Annotated in this window: 25 protein-coding genes; 12 read left to right on the top strand and 13 right to left on the bottom strand. The window is 70.5% G+C overall.

The features are described 5' to 3' along the window. The coding region (locus GT354_RS21220; RefSeq protein ID WP_346012105.1) for an HD domain-containing phosphohydrolase at positions 1-1344 on the top strand (1344 nt) is incomplete at its 5' end. A 171-nt stretch (positions 1345-1515) separates the two neighbouring features. Continuing rightward, on the top strand, positions 1516-1731 hold the full coding sequence (locus tag GT354_RS21215; RefSeq protein ID WP_161357924.1) for a biotin/lipoyl-binding carrier protein: 216 nt from the start codon (positions 1516-1518) through the stop codon (positions 1729-1731). A 51-nt stretch (positions 1732-1782) separates the two neighbouring features. Here GT354_RS21215 and GT354_RS21210 read toward each other — a convergent pair whose 3' ends face one another. The 5 genes from GT354_RS21210 to GT354_RS21190 all read right to left on the bottom strand — a co-directional run bounded on the left by GT354_RS21210 (position 1783) and on the right by GT354_RS21190 (position 5414). Next, on the bottom strand, positions 1783-1977 hold the full coding sequence (locus GT354_RS21210) for a hypothetical protein (RefSeq protein WP_161357923.1): 195 nt from the start codon (positions 1975-1977) through the stop codon (positions 1783-1785). 42 nt (positions 1978-2019) lie between these two features. After that, complete coding sequence (locus GT354_RS21205) at positions 2020-2583, bottom strand: GNAT family N-acetyltransferase (RefSeq protein ID WP_161357922.1); 564 nt, start codon at positions 2581-2583, stop codon at positions 2020-2022. A 111-nt stretch (positions 2584-2694) separates the two neighbouring features. Then, positions 2695-3729, bottom strand: coding sequence for a biotin synthase BioB (gene bioB, locus GT354_RS21200; RefSeq protein WP_161357921.1), 1035 nt, complete (start codon positions 3727-3729; stop codon positions 2695-2697). A 5-nt stretch (positions 3730-3734) separates the two neighbouring features. After that, positions 3735-4460 (bottom strand): dethiobiotin synthase, encoded by a 726-nt coding sequence (bioD, locus tag GT354_RS21195; protein WP_161357920.1) that lies wholly within the window; start codon positions 4458-4460, stop codon positions 3735-3737. A gap of 213 nt (positions 4461-4673) precedes the next feature. Then, complete coding sequence (locus GT354_RS21190) at positions 4674-5414, bottom strand: GntR family transcriptional regulator (RefSeq protein WP_161357919.1); 741 nt, start codon at positions 5412-5414, stop codon at positions 4674-4676. 364 nt (positions 5415-5778) lie between these two features. Here GT354_RS21190 and GT354_RS21185 point away from each other — a divergent pair, with 364 nt between their 5' ends. The 5 genes from GT354_RS21185 to GT354_RS21165 all read left to right on the top strand — a co-directional run bounded on the left by GT354_RS21185 (position 5779) and on the right by GT354_RS21165 (position 11729). Next, on the top strand, positions 5779-7077 hold the full coding sequence (locus tag GT354_RS21185; RefSeq protein WP_161357918.1) for an extracellular solute-binding protein: 1299 nt from the start codon (positions 5779-5781) through the stop codon (positions 7075-7077). Between the two features lie 300 nt (positions 7078-7377). Next, on the top strand, positions 7378-8301 hold the full coding sequence (locus tag GT354_RS21180; protein WP_237535303.1) for a sugar ABC transporter permease: 924 nt from the start codon (positions 7378-7380) through the stop codon (positions 8299-8301). Then, a complete protein-coding gene (locus GT354_RS21175; RefSeq protein ID WP_161357917.1) occupies positions 8298-9131 on the top strand; it encodes a carbohydrate ABC transporter permease in 834 nt (277 codons plus the stop codon). Before GT354_RS21180 ends, GT354_RS21175 begins: the two co-directional genes overlap by 4 nt. Before the next feature lie 6 nt (positions 9132-9137). Then, positions 9138-10604: a glycoside hydrolase family 3 protein gene (locus GT354_RS21170; protein ID WP_161357916.1), complete on the top strand. Its 1467-nt coding sequence runs from the start codon at positions 9138-9140 to the stop codon at positions 10602-10604. A gap of 54 nt (positions 10605-10658) precedes the next feature. Then, positions 10659-11729 (top strand): SIS domain-containing protein, encoded by a 1071-nt coding sequence (locus GT354_RS21165; RefSeq protein ID WP_161357915.1) that lies wholly within the window; start codon positions 10659-10661, stop codon positions 11727-11729. 277 nt (positions 11730-12006) lie between these two features. Here GT354_RS21165 and GT354_RS21160 read toward each other — a convergent pair whose 3' ends face one another. The 3 genes from GT354_RS21160 to GT354_RS21150 form a co-directional block, all read right to left on the bottom strand. Beyond that, complete coding sequence (locus GT354_RS21160) at positions 12007-12276, bottom strand: DUF4235 domain-containing protein (protein WP_161357914.1); 270 nt, start codon at positions 12274-12276, stop codon at positions 12007-12009. Positions 12277-12347: 71 nt separating this feature from the next. Beyond that, on the bottom strand, positions 12348-13517 hold the full coding sequence (gene nagA / locus GT354_RS21155) for an N-acetylglucosamine-6-phosphate deacetylase (protein ID WP_346012104.1): 1170 nt from the start codon (positions 13515-13517) through the stop codon (positions 12348-12350). A gap of 167 nt (positions 13518-13684) precedes the next feature. Further along, positions 13685-14863, bottom strand: a complete 1179-nt coding sequence (locus GT354_RS21150; RefSeq protein WP_161357913.1) for an 8-amino-7-oxononanoate synthase — start codon at positions 14861-14863, stop codon at positions 13685-13687. A gap of 89 nt (positions 14864-14952) precedes the next feature. Here GT354_RS21150 and GT354_RS21145 point away from each other — a divergent pair, with 89 nt between their 5' ends. After that, positions 14953-16452: a PAS domain-containing sensor histidine kinase gene (locus GT354_RS21145; protein WP_161357929.1), complete on the top strand. Its 1500-nt coding sequence runs from the start codon at positions 14953-14955 to the stop codon at positions 16450-16452. 145 nt (positions 16453-16597) lie between these two features. Here the strand turns inward: GT354_RS21145 and GT354_RS21140 are convergent, their stop codons facing one another. Together GT354_RS21140 and GT354_RS21135 are read right to left on the bottom strand one after the other, a co-directional pair. Further along, positions 16598-16852, bottom strand: a complete 255-nt coding sequence (locus GT354_RS21140; RefSeq protein ID WP_020557388.1) for a WhiB family transcriptional regulator — start codon at positions 16850-16852, stop codon at positions 16598-16600. 316 nt (positions 16853-17168) lie between these two features. Then, positions 17169-18098, bottom strand: a complete 930-nt coding sequence (locus GT354_RS21135) for a diacylglycerol kinase family protein (protein ID WP_161357912.1) — start codon at positions 18096-18098, stop codon at positions 17169-17171. 74 nt (positions 18099-18172) lie between these two features. Here GT354_RS21135 and GT354_RS21130 point away from each other — a divergent pair, with 74 nt between their 5' ends. Beyond that, positions 18173-18616 carry a hypothetical protein gene (locus GT354_RS21130; protein WP_161357911.1) on the top strand — a complete coding sequence of 148 codons (444 nt, stop codon included), beginning with the start codon at positions 18173-18175 and terminating at the stop codon, positions 18614-18616. A 119-nt stretch (positions 18617-18735) separates the two neighbouring features. On the opposite strand, the gene GT354_RS21125 is transcribed toward GT354_RS21130, so the two are convergent. From GT354_RS21125 to GT354_RS21115, 3 genes are all read right to left on the bottom strand, one after another. After that, a complete protein-coding gene (locus GT354_RS21125; RefSeq protein WP_346012103.1) occupies positions 18736-19722 on the bottom strand; it encodes an RNA polymerase sigma factor SigF in 987 nt (328 codons plus the stop codon). After that, a complete protein-coding gene (locus GT354_RS21120) occupies positions 19719-20162 on the bottom strand; it encodes an anti-sigma regulatory factor (protein ID WP_161357928.1) in 444 nt (147 codons plus the stop codon). The genes GT354_RS21125 and GT354_RS21120 overlap by 4 nt, the downstream gene beginning before the upstream one ends. Before the next feature lie 253 nt (positions 20163-20415). Continuing rightward, positions 20416-20982, bottom strand: a complete 567-nt coding sequence (locus tag GT354_RS21115) for a CGNR zinc finger domain-containing protein (protein ID WP_161357910.1) — start codon at positions 20980-20982, stop codon at positions 20416-20418. A 393-nt stretch (positions 20983-21375) separates the two neighbouring features. Here GT354_RS21115 and GT354_RS21110 point away from each other — a divergent pair, with 393 nt between their 5' ends. From GT354_RS21110 to GT354_RS21100, 3 genes are all read left to right on the top strand, one after another. After that, complete coding sequence (locus tag GT354_RS21110; protein WP_161357926.1) at positions 21376-22569, top strand: NADP-dependent malic enzyme; 1194 nt, start codon at positions 21376-21378, stop codon at positions 22567-22569. A 214-nt stretch (positions 22570-22783) separates the two neighbouring features. After that, positions 22784-23746 (top strand): zinc-binding dehydrogenase, encoded by a 963-nt coding sequence (locus tag GT354_RS21105; RefSeq protein ID WP_161357909.1) that lies wholly within the window; start codon positions 22784-22786, stop codon positions 23744-23746. Positions 23747-23794: 48 nt separating this feature from the next. Next, positions 23795-25381 (top strand): ABC transporter substrate-binding protein, encoded by a 1587-nt coding sequence (locus GT354_RS21100; RefSeq protein ID WP_161357908.1) that lies wholly within the window; start codon positions 23795-23797, stop codon positions 25379-25381. Positions 25382-25441: the final 60 nt, after the last annotated feature.

Below are 25441 nucleotides of genomic sequence, written 5' to 3'. Positions count from 1 at the left end.
ACTGCGGGGGCGCGCCTGGGCGCCGGCGGGCTCGGGGCTCGGTTGCGCGCGCACACGGGCACGGTGGTGCTCGTGCTCGGCGCGGTCGCCGCGATCTCCGCGCTGACGGCGACGGTGGCACGCGGGGTGGCGCAGCCGCAGTACGCGCTCGTGTTCGGCGGCGTGATCGCGGTCGGCGAGATGGCCAGGGTGGCGCTGCCGGGCAACCGCGAGACCGCGCCGCTGGGCGCTGCCGGGGCGCTGGCGTACGCGTTGCTGCCGGACGTGCACGGGACCGTGTCGCGGCACGGCGTGCTGCAAGTGGTGGCCGTGGTCGGTGTCGCGCTGCTCGCGGGCACGCTGCCGCACGTCGCGCGCGGCCGGGCGCCGGCGCCTGCCTACGTCGCGCGCAGGATGCTCGCGGCGGGCTTCGCGGCCACGCTGTTTCGGCCGTTGTACGCGGCGGGCGCGCTCGATCCGGTGATGGAACGCGGGTGGGCCTACGGCACGTTCCTGGTCCTGGTCGTGTTCCTGACGTCGCTGTGCGATGCGGTGGTGGCGGCCATAGCGCGGGTCGAGCGACCGTTTCGTCCGGCGCTGCTGGGCGAACTGCGCGCGCTGTGCGCGGGATTGAGCCCGACCGAGCAGATCGGGCGGGAGGCGCAGTACACCGCGCGCGGGGCCGGCGGGCTGACCGGGATCGGCACGGCGGTGGGCGCGACGGGGATGTTGATCGCCCTGTCCACGAGCGCGCTGGGGCTGTGGGCGGTACCGGTGTTCTGTGTGCCGTCGCTGCTCGTGCTGATGTCCTTCCGGCGCTACGCGGCGATCCGGCGCGTGCATCAACAGACCGTCGCCGCGTTGTCGCGGCTGCCCGAGGCCACGGGGTGCGCGTCGCCGGGGCACGCGGCCCGGGTGGGTGATCTCGCCAAGGCGGTCGGGGTGGACCTGGGACTCGGCGAGAACGAGCTGCGTGAACTGGAGTACGCGGCGATGCTGCACGACATCGGCCGGCTCGCGCTCGTCGACCCCGTACCCGGCGGCACCACACTCGACCTGCCGGTCGAGGAACAGCGCCGGATCGCCGGGCTCGGTGCCGATGTGATCCGCGAGAGTGGGGTGCTCGACCGGGTCGCGACGATCGTGGCCGCGCAGGCCGACCCGTATCGCGACGGCGTGTGCGCGCCGCCGCCGTTGGCGAGCCGGATCATCAAGGTGGTCAACGCGTACGACGACCTCAACGCCCTCGCCGACGACGCGCACGGGCGGCGCGAGGTGTTCGCGCGGCTGCGCGCGGACGCGGGCGGCGACTACGATCCGCGCGTGGTCGAGGCGCTCGCGCAGGTGGTGGAACGCGCGGGCTGAGCCCACGCGTGGCGGCGCGACCCGTGACTGCGGACAAGGACCGCGGTGCGGCCCTGTGGGCAATCGCGGGACCCGGGGGCGTCGCGGCGTGATTGGATTTCGGGCAGGGCGCGGGCGCGCCCACCCCCGTACTGCGCAGCGGCCCGACCCGGGCCCGGAGGAGGAACGACGATGGCCGAGCAGGTCCTGGCGGAGATGGTGGCCAACGTGGCCAAGGTGGTCGCCCACGAGGGGGACGCGGTCGATGCCGGCAGCACCCTGGTGATCCTGGAGTCCATGAAGATGGAAATCCCGGTGCTCAACGAGTTCGCGGGCATCGTCGCGCGGATCACCGTGGCCGAGGGCGACGTGATCCAGGAGGGCGACCCGATCGCGCTGATCGAGTAGCGGCGCGGATCGAACAGCCCCTCGGCGTTCGGCTCGGGCCTCGACGGGCCTTCAGCCCGAGGTGAGGACGCCGTGCTCGACGCACCTGGCCGTCCAGCCACGCGGGGTGACCTGGACGACCATTCGCCGTCGGCACCGACCGCAGTAGCGCGGGGGTTCGAGTTCGCGGCGCCGCACACACACGTCGTGCGCGGCGCCGGCAAGCTGCTCGCCGCATTGGTCGCAAAAGGCTGTCGTGGTGGTCACGGCCGTAGATTACGGCCTGCCGACGGTGTTCCCGACCGGCCCTCAGCTCGCGGGCCGCTCACGCAGGTCCTTGGTGTAGCAGATCAGTTCGACCTCGGGCACCGGCCACCAGTCGCGCTCGGGCGCGCGATGGAAGCCCATCCGCGCGTAGAGCCGGTGCGCCGCGCGCATGTCCCACACCGTGGAGATCACCACCGCGGCGAAGCCGTGCCGCCGGGCGCGGTCCAGGCACGCCTGCACGAGCGCCTCGCCGACGCCGCGACCGCGGGCCGCCGGACCGACCGCCAGCATCCGGAACTCGCCCTCGCCCTCGCGGGCCACCTCGGCGTACGCGCTGCCCGGCACGACGAACGCGACGGTGCCCAGGACCTCCCCGGACGCCTCGTCCACGGCCACCAGCAGTTCGGTGTGCTCGGCGCGGTGGGCGGCCATGCGCAGCTCGGCGATGTACTCCTCGTCGGAGGCGACCAGGCCCGTGTACGCCTGTACGGTCACCTCGCCCACCGCCTCGTACTCCTCCGGGCGGGCCTGGCGGATGCGGACACCGGTCGGGGCGAGGAGGCGGTCGTGCGGTGGGGACGCGGTGGCGGTGGCAGGAAGTTTCATAGCCGTCCAGTTTACGCCCCGATCACGCCCGCGCGGTCGTCCGCCGGGGGACCGCGGGGCCGAAGGCGAGCTTCGGCCCCGCGGCTGCGGGATCGCTGCCCCGCGGGCCGGCTACAGGGTTCGGTTCAGTGCCTTCACCGGCATGCTGAGTTCCTGGAGCAGGGCCAGGTCGGCATCGGGCTTGCGGCCCAGGGTGGTCAGGTAGTTGCCGACGATGACCGCGTTGATGCCGCCCAGCAGGCCCTCACGGGTGCCGAGGTCGCCCAGGGCGATCTCGCGACCGCCCGCGTAGCGCAGGATCGTGCGCGGCAGGGCAAGCCGGAACGCGCCGATGATCTTCAGCGCCTCGCGCGGCTCGATCACGTCCTGCTCGGCGAACGGCGTCCCCGGGCGCGGGTTGAGGAAGTTGAGCGGGACCTCGTCGGGCTCCAACTCGGCCAGCTGGCCGGCGAACTCGGCCCGCTGCTCGGCGGATTCGCCCATGCCGACGATGCCGCCGCAGCACACCTCCATGCCCGCGTCGCGCACCATGCGCAGGGTGTCCCAGCGCTCCTCCCACGTGTGGGTGGTGACCACGTTGGTGAAGTAGGAGCGCGCGGTCTCCAGGTTGTGGTTGTAGCGGTGGATGCCCATGTCCGCGAGCTCGTCGACCTGTTCCCGGGTCAGCATGCCCAGCGACGCGGCGATGTTGATGTCCACCGCGGCGCGGATCGCCTCGACGCCCTCGCGCATCTGCTTCATCAGGCGGGCGTCGGGCCCGCGTACGGCGGCCACGATGCAGAACTCGGTCGCGCCCGTCGCGGCGGTCTCCTTGGCGGCCTCCACCAACGAGGGGATGTCCAGCCACGCGGCGCGCACGGGGGAGGAGAACAGGCCGGACTGCGAGCAGAAGTGGCAGTCCTCCGGGCAGCCGCCGGTCTTGACCGAGACGATGCCCTCGACCTCGACCTCCTCGCCGCAATGACGGACCCGAACCTCGTGCGCGAGCTGGAGCAGCTCCTCCAGACGGTCGTCGGGGAGGTTGAGCACGTCGAGGACCTGGTCGGCGGTCAGGCCGCGACCCTCTGCGAGGACCTGCTGTCGGGCCACGGCCAGGATGTCGTCGTTCACGGTCTGCGTACGGTCGCTGTCGAGGGTTTCCGTCATGTCGCTCACCTCGCGGTCGGATCCTGGATGGCGCGGAACGCGGCCGGATCGAAGGTACCGCCCAGAGCGGGGGCCAGGCTCGCACGGGCCGAGAGCAGGAAGTCCGCGGGATGCAGCGAGCCGGCGCCGGCGGGCACCACGCCCGCGAGCGGACGGGCCGACAGCGTCTCCAGGTCCCGCACGTTGCACCGCATCGCGAGGTCGGGCTCGCCGGGCCACGCGCCGATCACCACGCCCACCAGGTCCACGCCGCGGTGCGCCATCGACTCCAGGGTCAGCGCGGTGTGGTTGAGCGTGCCGAGGTCGGGGCGGGCCACCACCAGGGCGCCGGCGCGCAGCTCGCGCGCGAGGTCGGCGATGGTCGTGCCGTCGTCGTCGAAGCGCACGAGCAGGCCGCCGGCGCCCTCGACGATGACCAGGTCGGTCTCCTTCGCGAGCGCGCGCACCCGCTCCGCGACGCCGTACAGGTCGACCGGCGGCAGGCCGGACACGCGGGACGCGGCGGCGGGGGAGAGGGCGTCGGGGTAGCGCGAGTACTCGTACAGGTCGGTCACGCCGGCGAGTCTGCGTACGTCGGCGAGGTCGCCGGGCTCGTCGGGGGCCACACCCGTCTGCGAGGGCTTGACCACGGCCACCGTTCCGCCGCGCACCGCGGCGATGGCTGCGATTGCCGCGGTGACGATCGTCTTGCCCACGCCGGTGTCGGTGCCGGTCACCACGAGAACGCTCATGGGCGCTGAGCCTAGTTCGTGGTTTTGCGGGCGGTCGGGCTGCGGGTGCGTGTCGATCGGGTCGGGAGGAGGTCCCACCCGCGCCCCGTCACGTTCCGTGCGAAGGCTGCGGTCGTACCGCGCGGGCGCGGGCCCGGTCGGGCCTCGTGACCTGCTTCCGGGTGGTTCGGGGGCGCCGAACCACCCGGACGGTCCCTTTTTCGGGAAAAGGTACTATTCGGGGCGACGTAGGCGCGCTACGAACTTGTATCGGTCTCCCCGGTACACCGAGCGCACCCACTCCACCGGTTCACCGTTCGTGTCGAAGCTGTGGCGTGACAACAGCAGCAGCGGCAGGCCCACATCGGTGCCCAGCAGTCCCGCCTCGCGCGGGGTGGCCATCGCGGTCTCGATCGTCTCCTCGGCCTCGGCGAGGTGGACGTCGAAGCCGGTGGACAAGGCCCGATACAGCGAGTTGTGCTTCGCGAGGTGCTTGCGCAGGCCCGGGAAGCGCTTGGTGGACAGGTGCGTGGTCTCGATCGCCATCGGCTCGGAGTTCGCGAGCCGCAGGCGCTCGATCCGCAGGACGCGGTTGCCGGGTCGGATCGCGAGGCGCTCCGCGAGGTGGTCGTCGCACGTGATGTACCCGATCTCGATCAGGCGCGAGGTCGGCTCCAGGCCCTGGGCCTGCATGTCCTCGGTGTACGACGTCAATTGGAGACTCTGTGCGACCTTCGGTTTCGCGACGAACGTGCCGCGCCCCTGGGCGCGCTCCAGGCGGCCCTCGATGACCAGTTCCTGGAGGGCCTGGCGCACGGTCGTGCGCGAGATGTCGAACTGCGCCGCGAGCGTGCGCTCGGGTGGTACCGGGGTGCCCGGTGGCTGGGTGTTCGTCAACTCCTGTAGGTGGCGCTTGAGGCGGTAGTACTTCGGCACGCGCGCCCCCGGCTCCCCGCCTGTGTCGCCCCCTGCCATCGCACTTTCCGCCGTGGTCGTAGTCACGTGTTCCGCCGTCACCGGTGCCCTCCTGACACGTTCGGTCCCCATCGTGGCACGACCACCGATCCCCCCAGGACCAGGAGCGCGGATGTCGGTCCGATAACGGCGTGGCTTCGCCGTCTACGGAACCTTGACACCCCAATTGGTCTATGCCAACCTCCGAAATGGTCTAAACCATTGATGGTCACCGCGCAACCCTCGTCCCTGGTGCGTCAGTGTTTTCCCTTTCGAGTCCCCTCCCCAGTGGGGGACTCGGGTGGTCCGCGCACCTCACGGATCGTCGGGGCGACATCGGCTCTCCACACCGAACCGCGGTGCCCGACATCCTGAGGAGGATGTAGTGAAGCGTCGTCTTCTCGTCGCGGCCGGTGTCGCGGCGGCGCTGACCGGAGTTGCTGCCTGTGGATCCGACAGCAGCGATGACAAAAAGGACAACAAGCCGGGCACGGCGAACAGCGCCCCGGCCCCGGCCAACGGTAAGACCGTTCGCGTCTGGCTGATGAAGGACACCGTCACCGACGAATACGCCGCGCAGTTCAAGGCCAAGTTCGAGGCGGACCACCCGGGCGCCAAGCTGGACATCCAGATCCAGCAGTGGAACGGCATCGGCCAGAAGATCACCAGCGCGCTGGCGAGCAACGACGCTCCGGATGTCATCGAGGCCGGCAACACCCAGATCGCCCAGTACGCGGCGTCGGGTGGCCTGATGGACCTCACCTCCAAGATCGACGCCATCGGCGGCAGCAAGGACTGGAACCCCGGTCTGGCCGAGCCGGGCAAGGTCGACGGGAAGACCTACGGTATTCCGTTCTACGCCGCCAACCGCGTCGTCCTTTACAACAAGGAAATCTTCGCCAAGGCCAACCTCACCCCGCCGAAGTCGCGGGCCGACTGGCTCGCGGCGGCGAAGCAGCTCAACACCGGCGACCAGCAGGGCATCTACCTGCCGGCGCAGAACTGGTATGTCTTCGCGAGCTTCCTCAAGGACGAGGGCGTGGACATCGCGACCAAGACCGGCGACAAGTGGAAGGCGAACCTGGACACCCCCCAGGCCGTCGCCGCCGTGAACTTCTACAAGGAGCTCAACGCCGCCGGCAAGGGTCCGAAGGACACCGACGAGAAGACCCAGCCCGACGTGATCGCGGCCGACAACGGCAAGACCGCCACGTTCGTCGAGATCCCGGGCCAGGCGGCCGTCGTCGCGAAGACGAACCCCGCCCTGAAGGACAAGTTCGGCTTCTTCCCGATCCCGAGCAAGGAAGCGGGCAAGACCGCCCCGGTCCTGACCGGCGGTTCGGACCTGATGGTCCCCGAGGCGTCGAAGAACCACGACCTGGCGATCGACGTCGTCAAGCAGTTCAGCCAGGACGACTGGCAGACCAAGCTGGCGTCGAACCTGGGCTTCCTGCCCGCCAAGCTGAGCCTGGGCGCGACCCTGACCAACGACCCGGGCATCACCACGATGACCGAGGGCGCCAAGAACGGCTTCGCCACCCCGAACTCGCCGAACTGGGCCTCCGTCGAGGAGAACAACCCGATCAAGGCGTACCTGACCAAGGTGCTCACCGGTGGCGACCCCGTCGCGGCCGGCAAGGAAGCCAACGCGTCCATCGAGAAGACGCTCAACACCAAGAACTGACCCGGCACCCACTCGGTCCACCGGTCGGATCGGGTGAAGTGCAGGCAGGCCGAACGGCCGGCTCCCGCCGAGGGACACCCCTCGGCGGGAGCCGCACCGGCGCCCGGCGCGGCTTACCGGCGGTGATCGTCGCCGGTACCGCGTTCTCGCCACGTTCCGCCCCGGCCACACCGGCCGATGAGACCCTTGACACCGAACAACGGGAAGGCAGCTGTGTCAGCCTCCAAGGCAGACGCGGTGGTCGCGACACCTACGCAGCCCCCGCGCAACGAGGTACCACCCACCGGTACCAGACGCGCAATGAACCCCCCACGCAAGCCGTCGGGGATCGTGAAGCTGGTAACCCCCTACCTGCTCGTCGCGCCCGCGATCCTCGGGATCGCCTTCCTGCTGTTCTACCCGATGGTCCGGAACGTCCTGCTGTCGTTCCAGCACTACCGGTTCAAGCAGCTGATCTCGCGTTCCGCCGACTACGTCGGCTGGGAGAACTACCAGGAGACGCTGAAGGACCCCGAGTTCTGGGAAGTCACCAAGCGCACCTTCTACTTCACCGCGGTCAACGTCGTGGCGATCATGGTGATCTCCACCCTGTGCGCGCTCATGCTGATGAAGCTCGGCAAGAGCATGCGCATCCTGGTCCTGATCGGCCTGGTCGCCGCGTGGGCGACGCCGGTCATCGCGGCCACCACGATCTTCAAATGGCTCTTCCGCTCGGACAACGGCGTCGTCAACTGGGCGCTGGTCGAGTTGGGCTTCGACTCGTTCAAGAACTACGCGTGGTTCGCGGACGGCTTCTCGACGCTCACCGTGGTCACCCTGCTGATCGTGTGGCAGTCGATCCCGTTCGCGACGCTGACCATCTACGCGGGTCTGACCACGATGTCGACCGACGTGTACGAGTCGGCGCGACTCGACGGGGCAGGCCCGGTGCGGATCTTCCGCTCGATCACCTTCCCGATCCTGCGCCCGATCTTCGGGCTGGTGACCTCGCTCGAAGTGATCTGGATCTTCAAGTCCTTCGCGCAGATCTGGTCGATCGCGGGTGAGAACGGGCCGATGAACGAGATCCGCACGCTTCCCGTGTACGCGTTCCAGACGGGAATCTCGCTCAAGCAGTTCGACATGTCGGGCGCGATTTCCACGCTGACCGTGCTCATGCTCGCCGTGATGCTCGTCTTTTACTTCCGTCTGATGTTCAAGCAGGAGCGGGAGACCGAGAAGTGAAAACGCGTACCCTGAAGCGGATTCCGCTCAACATCGCCGCCCTGTTGGTATTCGCGATCTCCATATTTCCCGTTTACTGGATGATTCTGACGGCCTTCAAGCCGCAGAAGGACATCCAGTCGGCGACCCCGAAGTTCTGGCCGAGCTCTATCTCGTTCACGAACTTCGAGAGCGCGACGAACGTGCCGCAGTTCTGGGACTATTGGCGCAACAGCCTGCTGGTCGCGGGCGCGGGCGTGATCCTCGCGCTGCTGGTCGCCTGTTTCGCCGCGTTCGCGGTGGCGCGCATGGAATGGAAGGGCCGCGCGCCCTTCATCCTCATGGTGTTCATCGCGCAGATGGCGCCGTGGGAAGCGCTGATGATCCCGATGTACATCATCGCGCGCGACAACGATCTGCTGGACTCGCTGCCGATGCTCACGGGGATCTACTTCGTGATGACGCTGCCCTTCTCGATCGTGACCCTGCGCGGCTTCCTGGGCGGAATCCCGGTCGAGCTCGAAGAGGCGGCGCGGGTGGACGGCTGTTCACGGTTCACCGCGTTCCGCAAGATCGTCTTCCCGCTGCTCGCCCCGGGGCTGCTGTCCACGTCGCTGTTCGGGTTCATCACCGCGTGGAACGAGTTCGCGTTCGCCAACGCGTTGCTGATCAACAACCCGGAGCAGCGCACCCTGCCGACCTGGCTCAACTCCTTCAGCAACGGGATCTCCACCGACTGGGGCGCCATCATGGCCGCCTCCACCCTGTTCATGCTTCCGGTCCTGGCGATCTTCCTGGTACTCCAGGGCAGGGTCACCGGTGGCCTCACGTCCGGCGCGGTAAAGGGCTGATCGACCATGTCCGAACGTCTACAGCGCTTGGCGCTCGCCATCCTCCAGCCCGGTTTCGCGGGCCACACCGCGCCCGACTGGGTCCATCGGCACGTCGCCGGCGGCCTGGGCTCGGTGGGGCTGTTCGGTCGCAACATCGCGACCCCCGAGCAGGTCACCGCCCTCACCCGGGAACTGCGCCGGGACAACCCCGACCTCATCGTCGCGATCGACGAGGAGGGCGGCGACGTCACCCGGATGCACGTGAACACCGGCAGCATGTGGCCGGGCAACCTCGCGCTCGGGATCGTCGACGACGTCGAGCTGACCGAGGGCGTGGCTCGGGGTCTGGGCCGTGAACTGGCCGGCTACGGCGTCAACCTCAACTGGGCGCCGTCGGCCGACGTCAACTCCAACCCGGACAACCCGATCATCGGGGTGCGCTCCTTCGGGGCCGATCCCGAGCTGGTCGCGGCGCACACCGCCGCGTACGTGACCGGGTTGCAGGCCGCCGGCGTGGCCGCGTGCGTCAAGCACTTCCCCGGCCACGGCGACACCGCGATCGACTCGCACCTGGGCCTGCCGCGCGTCGACGTCTCCCGCGAGACGCTCGCCGCGCGCGAGCTGGTCCCGTTCCACGCGAGCATCGCGGCCGGCACCAAGGCGATCATGACCGCGCACATCCTGCTGCCGGCCTACGACACCGAGGTCCCCGCGACGCTGTCCCGACGGATCATGACCGGGCTGCTGCGCGAGGAACTGGGCTACGACGGTCTGATCGTCACCGACGCCATCGAGATGGGCGCGGTCGCGCACACGTACGGCATCGCCGACGGCACGGTCCGCGCGATCGCGGCCGGCGTCGACGCGGTGTGCGTGGGTGGCGGTCTGTGCGACGAGGAGACCGTGCTGCACCTGCGCGACGCGCTTGTGGCGGCGGTGGTGGAGGGCCGGTTGCCCGAGGAGCGACTCGCCGAGGCCGCCGGCCGCGTGCACGCGCTCGCCGCGTGGGCCAAGGTCGGCGACGCCGAACCGGTCGACCACGCGCTCGGCCTGGCCGTCGCGCGCCGCGCGATTCGGGTGACCGGGACCGTCGAGCCGATCACCGTCGCCCCGCACGTCGTCGAGCTCGCCCCGACCGCCAACATCGCGGTCGGCGAGCAGACCCCCTGGGGGGTCGGCGCGATCCTGGCCGAGCTCCTGCCGGGCACGACCGTTGCCCGCTTCCGAACGGCCGAACCGCAGCTGGTCGACGACCAACTGCGCGCGGCGGTCGACCGACCCCTCGTCGTGGCGGTCCGCAACCTGGACCGGCACGCGTGGGCGACCGAGATCGTGGCGAGCCTGCTCGCCGCGCGGCCGGACGCCGTCGTGGTCGAGATGGGCCTGCCCGGAGCTGCCACTCCGGGCGCCGCCCATCTCGCCACGTACGGTGCCGCCAAGGTGTGTGGGATCGCCGCGGCGGAGATCCTGACGGGCCGCCGGCTCGATTGACCGGTCCGTGTTCGAATCGAGTATCAGCCAGTGAAACCAACGGAAGGCCGCACCATGTCCGCCACCGACGACCGTGACGTCCTGGCACCCAACCGGGGCAAGATCATGTCCGCCGAGATGGCGGAGCAGCCGGCCGTCCTGCGCCGGATCCTGACCGAGGGGGCACCGGCGATCCGGGCCGTCGCGGCCGAGATCGCCGCCCGCAACCCGCGGTTCGTGCTCCTGACCGCGCGCGGTACCAGCGACAACGCCGCGCTGTACGCGAAGTACCTGATCGAGGTGCTGCTCGGGAAGCCGGCCGGGCTCACCTCGATGTCGACGACGACGGCGTACGGCGCGGAGCCGGACCTGACCGACTGCCTGGTGATCACGGTGTCCCAGTCGGGCGGCTCGCCCGACCTGGTGGCGTCCACCGAGGCGGCCCGCAAGGCCGGCGCGATCACCCTGTCGGTGACCAACAACCCCGCCTCCGCGCTCGCCGCGGTGTCGGAATTCCACATCGACGTGCTCGCGGGGCCCGAGAAGGCCCTGCCCGCGACGAAGACGTACACCGCCGAACTGCTCGCGCTGTACCTGTTCGTCGAGGGCCTGCGCGGTCGCGACGGCACGGACGCGCTCGTACTGCCGGACCTGGCGGGCGCGATCTTGGCCCGCCGGGACGAGATCGCCGAGCTGGCGCAGCGCTACCGCTTCGCGCAGCGCCTGGTGATCACGTCGCGCGGCTACGGTTACCCGACGGCGCGCGAGGCGGCGCTGAAGATCATGGAGACCAGCTACATCCCGGCGCAGCCGTTCTCGGGCGCCGACCTGTTGCACGGCCCGCTGGCCATGGTCGACAACGTCAGCCCGGTGATCGCCGTGGTCCCCGACGGCAAGGGCGGCGATGCCCTGCAACCGGTCCTGGAACGCCTGCGCGGTCGCGGCGCCGACCTGATGGTGATCGGCAACGCCGAACAGGTCGCCGCGGCCTCGGCCGGCTTCGCCCTCCCCGAGGGCGTCGCCGAGGAGGTCCAGCCGATCCTGGAGATCATCCCGCTGCAACTCCTGGCCTACGAGGTGACCATGGCCCGCGGCCTCGACCCCGACGCGCCGCGTGCGCTGGCGAAGGTCACCGAAACGCACTGACCCACGTCATGGAGGGGATGACGTGATCGCCGCCGGCCCGGAAGCCACCCACTCCCGGGCCGGCGGCGTTTTCAGGTTACTTCGCGAGCCCGACCGACAACCAGGGTCGCGAGGGGCGGACTCGGCACGGGTTTTCGGGTGCTCGGCCGAGCGGTTCGAGGTCGCCCCCGGTCGGGTGCCCGCGTACTCGGCGGCCGGTGCGTCGCCCCGTCGGGTGCTTGGCCTGCTCGGGTGCCCGGCTGCTCTGGTGCCCGCGCTCGGCCGCGGCGTCGCCCGGTCAGTGCTCGGGCCATGTGCCGGTGGACTTTTGTACGCCGTACGCGCCCGCGCGGTCCACGGCGGTGCGCACGACGGCGAATATCGCGCCCTCGATCGCCGCGGCGAGCAGGAGTTCACCCCAACCGCGGTCGCGGTCCAGCGGATCGGGCGCCTCGTCCTGGCCGGTGGCGGCCGTCCAGGCGCGGTCGAACACTTTGCCGGCGAGTACGCCCGCACCCATGCCGGCAAGCAGGCCGATCGGGCGGTAGGGCAGGTTTTTGGTGTCCATGAAGCGCGGCTGCCCCGTCGAGGGGCGCCCTAACGGCGCGAGGCCCACTGCGGGGGGCGGATCCCCCGGGATCAGGCCGCTCGGTCGGCTTCGTAGGCGACGACGCCGCCGACCCAGGTCTTGAGGACCGTCCAGTCGTCGCTCCACCACACGAGGTCTGCGGCGGCGCCCGGCGCGATCCGGCCCAGGTCGGTGCGGCCGAGCGCGTCGGCGGGCACGCGGCTCGCCGAAGTGAGTACTCGGGCCGGGTCGTTGCCCAGGCCGACCAGGTTGCGGACGGCGACGTCCAGGGTCAGCGCGGAGCCGGCGATCGTGCCGTCGAGGTTGCGCGGGACGTCACCCTCGACGAGCGTGACGTCGACGTCGCCGAGCCGGTACTGCCCGGGCGGCATGCCCGCGGCGGCCATCGCGTCGGTGACCAGCGCCGTACGCTCGCCCGCGACCCGTAGGACCAGCGAGCACACCGGACCCACGACGTGGTGCAGGTCGGCGATCAGGCCCGGGGTCAGGCGCGGATCGCTCAGCGCCGCGCCGACCACGCCGGGCTCGCGGTGGCCCAGGCCGCGCTGGGCGTTGAACAGGTGGGTGACCATGGTCGCGCCCGCGTCCGCGGCGGCGGACATCTCGGCGGCGGTCGCGTCCGTGTGTCCGGCCGAGACTCGGATCCCCGCGGCGACGATGCGTCGAATGGCCTCGAGCGCACCGGGAAGTTCGGGGGCGAGCGTGATCATCGCGAGCGCGTCTCGCACCGCGTCGTCGTCGAGCAGGCGGCCGACGAGCTCCGGAGTGGGCTCGCGCAGGTGCTGCGGGGGATGGGTGCCGACCCGGGCGGGGGACAGGAACGGCCCTTCGAGGTGCACACCCAGGTCGCGGGCGATGGGCTCCTGGGCGAACTTGGCGCGCAGTTCGACGGCCCGCACGAGGGCCGTCGTGAGCGTGTCCAGGTCGCCGGTGATGAAGGTGGGGCAGAACGCGGTGACGCCGGTCGAGGGCAGCCGGGCGGCGACTTCACGCCAGGCGCTCGCGTCGGCGGCCACGAAGTCGTGGCCGAAGGCGCCGTTGAGCTGGAGATCGACCAGGCCGGGGGTCAGGGTGCCGTGCGACAGCCGTACGTCGCGCGGGCCCGTGAGCCGGTCGACCCCCGGTACGACCTCGACGATGCGACCCTGATCCAGGTCCACCGAGGCGGGCCCGGTGAGTGCGCCCTCCACAAGCACGCGAGGTGCCCCAATGCCGGCCACGCGTGCCCTTCCTTCCCTGCGGGAGACCGCTCATCGACTCGACGCGGCCGAACGTTCGGCGGCCTCCCGGTGCGGGCCGGGAGGCCGTCCACCATTTTGGTTCAGACCAATCGCAGATGTCTAGACCAATATTGGTTCGACTGTCGAGCAAAGTCTCCGATACGGGGTCAGACCAGTGCGGAACGCAACGCCGAAACCGCCCACGAGAGATCGTCGGGCGTCAGGTCGGCGCGTGCGGCCAGGCGCAGCCGGGAGATGCCGTCGGGCACCGACGGCGGTCGAAAGCACCCCACCCGCACCCCGGCCACCGCGCACCGGCGGGCCGTCTCGAACGCCAGATGCGGATCGCCGATCAACACCGACGCGACCGCGCCCTCGGGCTCGGTCACCCGCAGGCCCAGCTCGCGCACGCCCGCCGCCAACGCGCGCGCGTTCGTGCGCACGAGTTCGGCGAGGTCGGGCCGCTCGCGCAGCACCCGCAGCGCCTCCAGCGCCCCCGCGACACACGCCGGGGCGAGCCCGGTGTCGAAGATGAACGTGCGCGCCGCGTCGACCAGGTGCTCGACCACCCGGCGCGGTCCCAACACCGCGCCGCCGAGCGAGCCCAGCGCCTTGGACAGCGTCACGGTCAGCACGACGTCGTCGGCGCCCGCGAGCCCGGCCGCGTGCACCGCTCCGCGTCCCCCGTCGCCGACCACCCCGAGCCCGTGCGCCTCGTCGACGACCAGAACCGCGCCGTATCGCCGTGTGACGGCCGCGAGGTCCGCGAGCGGCGCGAGGTCCCCGTCGACCGAGAACACCGCGTCCACGACCACCAGGGCCCGTTCCTCGGCCCGTTGGGCGAGCACCCGGGCCACCGCGTCCACGTCGCGGTGCGCCGTGATCGCCACCCGGGCCCGGGAGAGTCGGCACGCGTCCACGATCGACGCGTGATTGATCGCGTCCGACACCACGAGCGCGCCCTTGCCCGCGAGGCCGGTGATCACCCCGAGGTTGGCGAGGTAGCCCGACGAGAACACGAGCGCCGCCTCGGCGCCGGTGTGCTCGGCCAACTCCCGCTCCAGATCCGCGTGCAGCGTCGTGGAGCCGGTCACCAGGCGGGACCCGGTGGAGCCCGAACCCCACGTGCGCACCGCGCGCACGCCCGCCTCGACCACCCGCTCGTGTCGGGACAGGCCCAGGTAGTCGTTTCCGGCCAGATCCAGGCCGCCGGCTGCGGCCTCGCGCGGGCGCAGGCGGCGGCGCAGACCGGCCTCGACCCGTTCCTTCTCCCGCAGGTCCAACCAGTCGAGTGGATGTCCGGCGGCACCGAACGGCGGCGGGGACGCGGGCGAGTCGACGGACATCGAGACCTCACTGGTGCGATTCGGGGGTGACGAAGCGGGGCGGCCAGGATCGCAGGCGGTACGGAAAGTACGCTGCGCGTGTGCCCTCGATGAACGATCTCGTCCGCCGCTACTCGTCGCTGCCCCCCGCCGATCTGGAGTGGCTGCATCTGCTGGTGTCCGAGTGGCAACTGCTCGCGGACCTGTCGTTCGCCGACCTGGTGCTGTGGGTGCCCACCAGCGACGGGCAGTACGTCGCGGTGGCGCAGATGCGGCCCAACACCGGCGCCACGTCGCATCAGGACGACCTCGTGGGCGACTTCGTCCCGCGCGGGCGACGGCCGATGCTGGACGCGGCTCTCGACGAGGGCCGGATCGTGCGCGAGGGAGACCCCGAGTGGCGCGACGACGTGCCCGTCCGGGTCGAGGCGATCCCGGTCTCGCGGGCCGGCCGGGTGATCGGCGTGATCGCGCGCAACACCAACCTGCTCACCGCGCGCACGCCCAGCCGGCTGGAACTCACCTATCTCCAGAGCGCGGCCGACCTCGCCCAGATGATCGCAGCAGGGACGTTTCCGCATGCCGGTGAACTGCTCGACATGGACGCGTCGCCGCGCGTGGGCGACGGCCTGATCCGGCTCGACGCCGACGGCGTCGTGCAGTACGCGAGCCCGAACGCGCTGTCCGCCTACCACCGCCTGGGCCTGGCCACCGACCTCGTCGGCTGCCACCTCGGCCGGATCACCGCCGAACTCGCGCCGCACGAGGGGCCGGTCGACGAGGCGATCTCGGCGGTCGCGAGCGGCTGGGCCCCGCGCGAGACCGAGGTCGAGACGCCGGCCGCGGTGGTCCAGCTGCGGGCGATCCCGCTCAAGCCGCGGGGCCACCGGATCGGCGCGATCATGCTCTTGCGCGACGTCACCGAACTACGGCGCCGCGAACGCGAGTTGATCACCAAGGACGCCACCATCCGGGAGATCCACCACCGGGTGAAGAACAACCTCCAGACCGTGGCCGCGCTGCTGCGTCTACAGGCCCGCCGGATGGACGCGCCGCAGGCCCGGGCCGCGTTGGAGGAGGCGGTGCGCCGAGTCGGCTCGATCGCGATCGTGCACGAGACGTTGTCGCAGACGCTCGACGAGCGGGTGGACTTCGACGAGATCGCCGACCGGGTGCTCTCGATGGTCACCGAGGTCGCCGCGTCGGCGGTGCGGGTACGCACCGCGCGGCACGGCAACTTCGGCGAACTGATCGCCGAGACCGCGACCCCGCTCGCGATGGTGCTGACCGAGTTGTTGCAGAACGCGTTGGAGCACGCCTTCGACGATCCGCCCTCCGACAAGCGCACCGGCAACGAACGCACCGGCAACGAGCGCACCGGCACGTTGGAAGTGCACGCCGAACGGCGGGCGGAACGGCTGTTGATCACGGTCACCGACGACGGCATCGGACTGCCGCCCGATTTCGATCCGCAGGTGTCGGGCAACCTCGGCCTCCAGATCGTGCGCACGCTGGTCGGCAGCGAACTCGCCGGCCGGTTCGACATGGTGCCCAACCCCACCGGCGGCACGATCGTCACGCTCGACCTGCAACTGCGCCAACGCCGCTGAGCCGCACGGCAGTCGCGGCCGACGGGCGCCCCACGATCCCGAGATCGGCCCACAAAAAAGCAGTTGCCCCGCCTTGGTCCTCGCGGACCCCGGCGGGGCAACTGCGGTAAAGCTGTGGTGAAGCTCGGTCGTGCTTGCCGTGTGATCAGGCGGAGGCGCGTGCGCGGTTGCGGGCGGCGCGGCGCTTGAGAGCGCGACGCTCGTCCTCGCTGAGACCGCCCCACACACCCGCGTCCTGACCGGACTCGAGAGCCCAGCCCAGGCACTGCTCCATCACGGGGCAACGGCGGCAGACCGCCTTCGCCTCCTCGATCTGAAGCAGAGCGGGACCGGTGTTGCCGATCGGGAAGAACAGCTCCGGGTCTTCGTCACGGCAGGCAGCAACGTGGCGCCAGTCCATGCGGTCCAACTCCTCGTGGGTCAGCGGGGGCTTCCGGCCCCTGCTGTGGCTTGTGAATGTGAACGCTTTCACGAACCCCCCGACGAACATGGGGCCGACAAAGTCGGTCCCCAGGTTTGGCAGTGGATTCGGGCGGTGAAGATGACCTTTCGGCCACGTCCCTGCCGCCTCGTAGAGCCTTACAAACCTCGGCCGCTGATACAACCCCCTTGGGCCAGGATTTTTAAAATCATCGGTGTCGACTAGGTCACACCACTACTTCGAAGGGGTGAACGGGGTATTTGCGTTCGAGTGCAAGGTCAAACGGCCCTTCCACTCACACAATCACACGCAGTGCACGGGGAACCCCCCGGAAGGTCACACTCCGATGTTCTCCCAGATGGTCGCCATCGACCTGAAGAGAAACAGGTTCTTCAGCCCGAAGAGTGAACGCATCGCAGTCGTGCAGGGACACGACGTGACGCCCATGTGGAGCATTACCCGTCGAGCCCAACATCTGGGCCAGATGGCGCAATGTGGGCAGTGTTGACATCCGTTTGAGCGCGAAGAGGTCCAATCCGGTGTCATATGACGCTTGAGGACAGGGATTCAGCGGTCGGTTGCCCAAAAATGTCCACGGCACCGTGTTCTGCACTATCCCGAGGCAGATTCCCTCGATCGGGTCCTGCCCCGCGACCTCCAACGTGAGCGGGCCGCGCCTGCGATCGGCGCGCCCGCCGTAGAAGCGCCGCAGCGCGGACCGTACGTAGAGCCCGTGGGTCGAGCGCCGGCCGGCGGCGCGACGGTTCTCGACCCGGCCGACCACGTCGGCGTCGAAGCCCAGGCCGCCGCAGAACAGGAACCAGCGCTCGTCGGCCATCCCGAGCCCGATCTCGCGGCTGCGCCCCGCGCGCAGCGCGGCCAACAGGAAGCCGGTCGCCTCGACCGGATCGTTGGGAATGCCCAACGAGCGCGCGAACACGTTGGTGCTGCCGCCCGGGACCACCGCCACGGCGGGCAGCGAAGGGGCCGGGCCGTCCACGAGCAGGCCGTTGACGACCTCGTTGATCGTGCCGTCGCCGCCGAGGGCGATCACCAGGTCGAGCCCGTCGTCGGCCGCCTGTCGGGCCAGCTCCGCCGCATGCCCACGGTGCTCGGTACTCACCATGTCGAGCTTGAGGTCGCTCGCGAGCGCGTGGGCGAGGACGTTGCGGGTCCGCTCGCTGGTGGTCGTGGCCGCGGGGTTCACGACGAGAAGGGCACGCATGCCGTACAGGATATCTACCGGCCGGTAGGACTCCCCTGGCCCGGATCCGCGACGAGCGCGGTTACAGTCGACGTGTGACCGAGAGCCCTTCCTCCCAGGAACCGACGGACCCCACCGGGACCCTCCCCCTCACCTGGCGCATCGCCACGGCGGTGGTCGGCGTCGAGGCGCTCACGCTCCTCGGATACGCCCTCTACCTGACCTTCCGCAGCGAGTTCGGTCACCCGACCAACTCGAGCGAGGGCGTGGCGATCGGCATCTATCTGCTGATCCTGGCGGTCGGTGTGGTCGCCGCGTTCGTCGGGATGCTCCGCGGCCGACGCTGGAGCCGGTCGCCCGCGATCACCGCCAACCTGATCGTGGTCGGGATGGGCTGGTACCTGATCAAGGCCGATCAGATGGTGATCGGCATCCTCACCATGATCGTGGGGGTGGCCACCATCGTCGTGCTCGCGACGCCCTCCATGTACAACGCGCTCGAAGCGCACCACCAGGCTCGACAGGCTCCGCAGTCCTGATCCGGCGCGCGCCGAAAGCCCCGAACCGATCGCTCGGTTCGGGGCTTTCGGACGTCACGGCGGGTGCGCGCCCGCGTCGACGTGCTGCACGTGTCCGCAGGGGAGCACCGCGTCCGCTACTACTCCTCGACCAGGAGTCGCTCGCGCAACTGCGCCAGCGTGCGCGCGAGGAGGCGGGAGACGTGCATCTGGGAGATGCCGACCTCCTGGGCGATCTGCGACTGCGTCATGTTGCCGAAGAAGCGCAGCAACAGGATCTTCTTCTCGCGCGGCGGAAGCTGTTCCAGGAGCGGCTTGAGCGACTCGCGATACTCCACGCCCTCCAACGCGTCGTCCTCGGCGCCGAGAGTGTCGGCGACCGCGGGAGAGTCGTCGTCGGTGTCGGGCACGTCCAACGACAGCGTGCTGTAGGCGTTGGCCGACTCCAGGCCCTCCAACACCTCTTCCTCGGAGATGCCCAACTGCACCGCGAGTTCGGCCACCGTGGGGGATCGACCGTTGCGCTGCGACAGTTCGGCCGTGGCCGAGGTCAGCGCGAGGCGCAGTTCCTGGAGGCGGCGGGGCACGCGAACGGCCCAGCCCTTGTCCCGGAAATGCCGCTTGATCTCGCCGACGATGGTCGGCGTCGCGTAGGTGGAGAACTCGACGCCGCGGTCCGAGTCGAACCGGTCGACCGACTTGATCAGGCCGATCGTCGCCACCTGGATCAGGTCGTCCAGCGGCTCGCCGCGATTGCGAAATCGCCGGGCCAGGTGCTCCACGAGCGGCAGGTGCATCTCCACCAGCCGGTCGCGCACCGCGGCCCGCGCGGGCGGGTCCGATTCGAGCTCGGCGAGCCGAAGGAACAGCCCGCGGGCGATCTCACGGTCGTGCGCGTGCCGTTCCGAGCCGGCCCGTCGCCGGCTGGGGACCGCGGTCCCGGTGGGTCCCGTGGGCCCCGTCGGTTCCGCGGGACCGGCGGCCTGGACGCCACCGTCCATCGTCATGCTCGCGTCGCTCACCATGCCCTCACCCTCCCCCTCCCCTCGGCCGCGCCCGGCGGCCTCGTCGGGAGAGGCCGCGCTCGGCTGCGGTTCGTTGGCCGCGCCTTCAACACCACTGCTCACGTCTGCTCCGGCCCGCCACCGCGCTTCTTGTGCAGGCTGATGCTGACCACCTTGTCCTCGTCCACCTTCGCGTCCACCTCGCCGGCGAGAGCCGACAGGACGGTCCAGGCGAACGTGTCGCGCGCGGGTGTTCGGCCGTCGGTGGTCGGCGCGGACACGGTCACGTGCAGCGCGTCACCCACCAGGTTGAACACGCAGGAGAGGACTCCGCCGGGCACCGCCTGGTCGAGCAACATCGCGCACGCCTCGTCGACCGCGATGCGCAGGTCTTCGATCTCGTCCAGGGTGAAGTCGAGCCGGGCCGCGAGGCCCGCGGTCGCGGTGCGCAGGACGGAGAGATAGGCACCTTCGGCAGGCAACCTGACCTCGACGAAGTCACGCTGTCCGGTGCCGGCTTCGTCCGCCGTGTATGCGGATCGCTGGGACACCCTCACCTCCAAGGTGCTGCTGTGGGTGGCCGCCGCGGGGGCGGTCACCACCGATGTCGGGGGGAACCCCAGCGACGCTACCGCGCCGGCCGACAACTGTCCTCACCCATGGGGGGATCCGACCGAAGGCACTGCCTACACGACGTTACGTCACGATATGTGATTTGACGAGTACGTAGTGTACCGAACTTCGGCAACTTCGCACGGCGGGATCCGCCTGTCCATGTACATGTCCCACCGTCGGGTCCAAGCCAACCCGCATATGTCAGGCATGTCGGTCGGGCCGCGCGGCCGGTGCCTTGCGTCGGGCCCGGTACAGGGCGACGTTCGCGCGCGACGCGCAGCGGTCCGAACAGTGCCGGCGCGAGCGATTCGCGGACGTGTCCAAAAAAACGTTGCGACACGGCGCCGCGTGGCACACACCCAGGCGTTCGATGCCGGAAGTGGTCAGGTGTACGGCCAGGCCCATGCCCGCCAGCGCCGCGAAACCCTCGGCCGCGCCGACCGCGTCGCCGGCCAGGTGCAGATGCCACGGACTGTCGTCGTGGCTCGTGACGCGCGGATGTACGGGGAACTCGGCGAGCACTCCGTTGAGCGTCGCGACCGCGTCGCCCTCGCGGCCGGCCGCGGCGTCGGTGAACACCGTGCGCAGGCGGGCCCGGACCGAACGCAGGCGGGAGATGTCACCCTCCGTGACGCGCGGCGGGATCCGACGTACCGGGGTGAGCAGTTCGAGCACGTCGTCGGGGGAGCGCAACAGGTCCACGCCGCGGGCGGGCTGTTCGGTGTTGACCAGGCGGACCGCGTGCTCGGCGTAGGCGGCGAGATCCAACGAATGCCCTTCCGTGGGGCCCGCCGACGGCGAGGTCCGACCCGGCTCGCACGTCCCGAACGAGTCGCCCGAAGGAGTTCACTCGGGTGTCACCTGCGGGTTCCAGGCCCCGGATGTGGCGGCGGTTACTGTCAGCGTACCGGTCGTGGCACTACCGTCCTCCCACTGCAAAGGGGTCTGACGCACCATCACACCAAGGTGGTAATCGGTTCTTCGCCCCGACTCATCCTCGTTTGGGGGGTGTGTCAAAATCGGCGTCACGGGTGACCCCCGTACCCTCAGCCGGATCATGTGCGCTGCACGAAGCGCCGATGTGTCGCTGAGGCACGCAGCCGGCGACAGCGTTGCGACGAGCTGCGCCTTTCTACTGACGATGTTGACAAAGGGGTCACTGTGGCAGCGGAGATCATCCCTACGGACAGCACGGCGACGGACGATCTCGATCCGGTTTTCGCCCTGCACCGCGGCGGCAAGATGGAAGTGCGTTCGACGGTTCCGGTGCGTGACCGGGACGACCTGTCCCTCGCCTATACGCCCGGCGTGGCACGTGTGTGCACGGCCATCGCCGAGAATCCGGAACTGGTCCACGACTACACGTGGGTGTCCAACACGGTGGCCGTGATCACCGACGGCACGGCCGTGCTCGGACTCGGTGACATCGGTCCGGCCGCCTCCCTCCCGGTGATGGAGGGCAAGGCGATCCTGTTCAAGGAGTTCGCCGGCATCGACGCGGTGCCGCTCGCGCTCTCGTGCACCGACGTGGACGAACTCGTGGACACCATCGCGCGGCTCGCCCCGTCGTTCGGTGGCATCAACCTGGAGGACATCAGCGCCCCGCGCTGCTTCGAGGTCGAGCGCCGGCTCCAGGAGCGGCTCGACATCCCGGTCTTCCACGACGACCAGCACGGCACCGCGATCGTCGCGCTCGCCGCGCTGCGCAACGCGGCGACGGTGACCGGGCGGCAACTCCGCGACCTGCGCGCGGTCATCTCCGGTGCGGGCGCGGCCGGCATCGCGATCGCCAAGATCCTGATCGAGGCCGGGATCGGCGACCTGTGCGTCGTGGACAGCCGCGGCATCGTGCACGAGGGCCGCGACGACCTCACGCCGATCAAGCGACTGATCGCCGAACTCACCAACAAGGCCAACCTCGCGGGCGGCATCGAGGTCGCCATGGCCGGGGCCGACGTCTTCCTCGGCGTGTCCGCGGGCAAGGTGCCCGAGGAGGTCGTGGCGACGATGGCGCCGCAGGCGATCATCTTCGCGATGGCCAACCCGAACCCGGAGATCGAGCCGGACCTCGCGCACAAGTACGCGGCGGTCGTCGCGACCGGGCGCAGCGACTACCCGAACCAGATCAACAACGTGCTCGCGTTCCCGGGCGTCTTCAAGGGCGCCCTGTCCGTGCGGGCGAAGCGGATCACCGAGGGCATGAAGGTGGCGGCGGCGGAGGCGCTCGCGGCGGTGGTCGCCGACGAACTTCGTCCGGATCACGTCATCCCGTCGCCGTTCGACGTGCGGGTGGCGCCGGCGGTGACGAAGGCGGTCGCGGAGGCGGCGCGCCGGGACGGTGTGGCGCGGATTTGATGTACCGGGGGGCCGGGGGTCGTCCTTCGGGTCGGCACAGTCGTCGCCGTTCGACGTGCGGGTGGCGCCGGCGGTGACGAAGGCGGCGCGTCGGGACGCTGTGGCGTGGGCCTGATCCGCTCGGGTTCGGGATCGTCCCCCCGAACGGGCACAGTGCGCGACGCGAGGGGCCTGCTCGTTCGGGCGGGTCCCTCGCGTCAGTAGGGTGCCTTTCATGTTTGCCGTGAGTGCCGTGAGCATCGATGCCCAGAACCCGCTGTCCGGCCTCGAACTCGGGGACCGTCCCGAGCCGGGGCACGACGGGGGCCTGCCGCCCGGCTGGACGACGGTCACCGTCAAGGCCGCGTCGCTCAACCACCACGATCTGTGGACGCTCAAGGGCGTCGGCATCACCGACAAGCAACTCCCGATGATCCTCGGCTGCGACGCCGCCGGTATCGACGAGGACGGCAACGAGGTCGTCGTGCACTCGGTGATCGGCGGCCTGGGCACCGACGAGCCGCGGTCGATCCTCACCGAGCGCTACGACGGCACGTTCGCCGAGAAAGTCGCCGTACCGCGCTGGAACCTGCTGCCCAAGCCCGCCGAACTGAGCTTCGAGCAGGCCTGCTGCCTGCCCACGGCGTGGCTGACCGCGTATCGGATGCTGTTCACCAACTCCGGCGCGCGTCCCGGCGCGACCGTGCTCGTCCAAGGCGCCGGCGGCGGCGTGGCCACCGCGCTCGTGGTGTTGGGCAAGGCTGCCGGCTACCGCATGTGGGTGACCAGCCGCGACGAGGCCAAGGGCGCGCGGGCGGTCGAACTCGGCGCCGACGCCGCCTTCGCCTCCGGAGCCCGGCTGCCGGAGCGGGTCGACGCCGTGATGGAGACCGTCGGCGCGGCCACATGGTCGCACTCGGTCAAGAGCCTCAAGCCCGGCGGCACGATCGTGATCTCCGGCGCGACCTCGGGCGACCGCCCGCCGGCCGCCGAACTGACCCGGATCTTCTTCCAGGAACTGCGCGTGGTCGGCTCCACGATGGGCGACAAGGACGAACTCGCGGGCCTGCTGCGGCTGTGCGCCGACAGCGGCGTGCGGCCCGTGATCGACACCGTGCTGCCGCTCGCCGACGCGAGCGAGGGGTTTCGCCGACTGGCCGAGGGCGACCTGTTCGGCAAGATCGTGTTCACGAACTGAGCTCGTGTGGTCCGGCGCTCGCCCGGGTCGTATCGGAAGGACCCCCGGATGCCGTTGTCTCGTCGCCGTGTGCTCGCCCTCGGGGCCGGCACCGGGCTCGCCGCGGTGTCCACCGGCCTGCTCGTGTCCTGCAACAGCCACGACCTGCGCCGAGGCGGCACGCTCGCCGTCGGGTTGCCACGCCTGCCGGACGTGCTCAACCCGGTGTACACGACGGCCGAGCCCGCGCGGTGGATCGCCGACCCCGTCGTCGAGGCGCTGTACGGCTACCGTGACGACACCACGATCGGCCCGGTCCTGGCCGCGGCCGATCCGATCATCGCGCCGGACGGGCTGAGCTGGACCATCCGCCTCAAGCCGGACACACGCTTCCACGGCGGCGACCCCTTCACCGCCGACCATGTCGCCGCGTGCCTGCGGCACGTGTCCGATCCCGCGACCGCGGGCGACTGGGCGCCGTACCTCGCCGGGCGGCTCGGCGCGATCACCGCGCCCGACCCGCGAACGGTACGGATCGAACTGCCCCGCCCGTTCGGCGTGCTCCGGGTGTTCCTGGCCAACCTGCCGATCCCGCATCTGGCCACCCTCGGCGACCCGCGGGCGCTCGTCGGTACCGGTCCGTTCCGGCTCGTCGAGGCGAGCGGGCAGCTCGTGCGACTTCGGCGGGACGAGGGATACCGGGGCAAGGCCGTGCCGCTCGACGCGATGGAGTTCCGCCCGGTCGCCGACGGCGTCGCCGACCTGAGCCGGCACCGGATCGCGGTGTATCCGCGACCCACGCCCGACCAGGTCCGCCGGCTGCACAAGGCCCGCGACACCCACGTCCAGGACGCGAACGGACCCGCCGACCTCGTCGTGCTGCCCAACCTGCGACGCCCGCCGTTCGACAACGTCGGCGTCCGTCGCGCACTCGCGTTCGGCACCGACCGCACGCGCGTGGCCCAGGACGTCTACAAGGGCGCCGCAGTGATCGGTCAGGGCCCGCTGGGGCCCGGCAACGAGGGCTGGGACGCCGAGTACACGCCCTACGGGCGCGGGGTGAGTCCGACCGCGTCACCCAAACCCAGCGCGAGCGCGACCGCCGGGCCGACCGTGGAGCCCGAACGGGTCAAGGCCGCCTTCGGCGAGAGCACGGTGCCGCCCGGGGTGCACTTCACGCTTGCCGTCGTGACCGGCGAGGCGCCCGAACTCGGCGACGTGGCAAGGATCCTCGCCGAAGGCTGGAACCGGATCGGATTCACCGTCACGGTCGAGCACATCGACGCGGGCGCGTGGGCCGCCCGACGCCGGATCGGCGACTTCGACGTCGCCCTCGTGGACAACCGCGCGTCGAGTGCCGCGGGCCGTACGGGCTTCGCGGTGCTCAGCCCCGCGGTGTCGACGAGCACGGACAACACGGGCTACCTCAACACCGAGGTGGACCGCCTGCTCGACGAGGCGTGGGCCACCGCCGACAACGCGCGCCGGGCCAAGCTGACCCGACTCGCGGCCGAGATCGTCGCGCGCGACGCCGTGGTGATCCCGCCGGTGTACCCGAAGATCGCGCTCGGCCGAAACGACAAGGTCGAGTCGATCGACACGAGACTGCTCGCGTCGGGTCGACTCGACCTCGCCGGCTTGCACCTGCGCGACTGACCGGTGGCAGCGCCGGTGGCGGACACCCGCACCGGTTCTCGGCACCGGCGTAACCGCCGC

The organism is Streptomyces sp. SID3343, from assembly GCF_009865215.1.
Lineage (GTDB): Bacteria > Actinomycetota > Actinomycetes > Streptomycetales > Streptomycetaceae > Embleya.
Note: the sequence above shows the minus strand (reverse complement) of the source record. Positions and strands in the feature narration are given on the sequence as shown.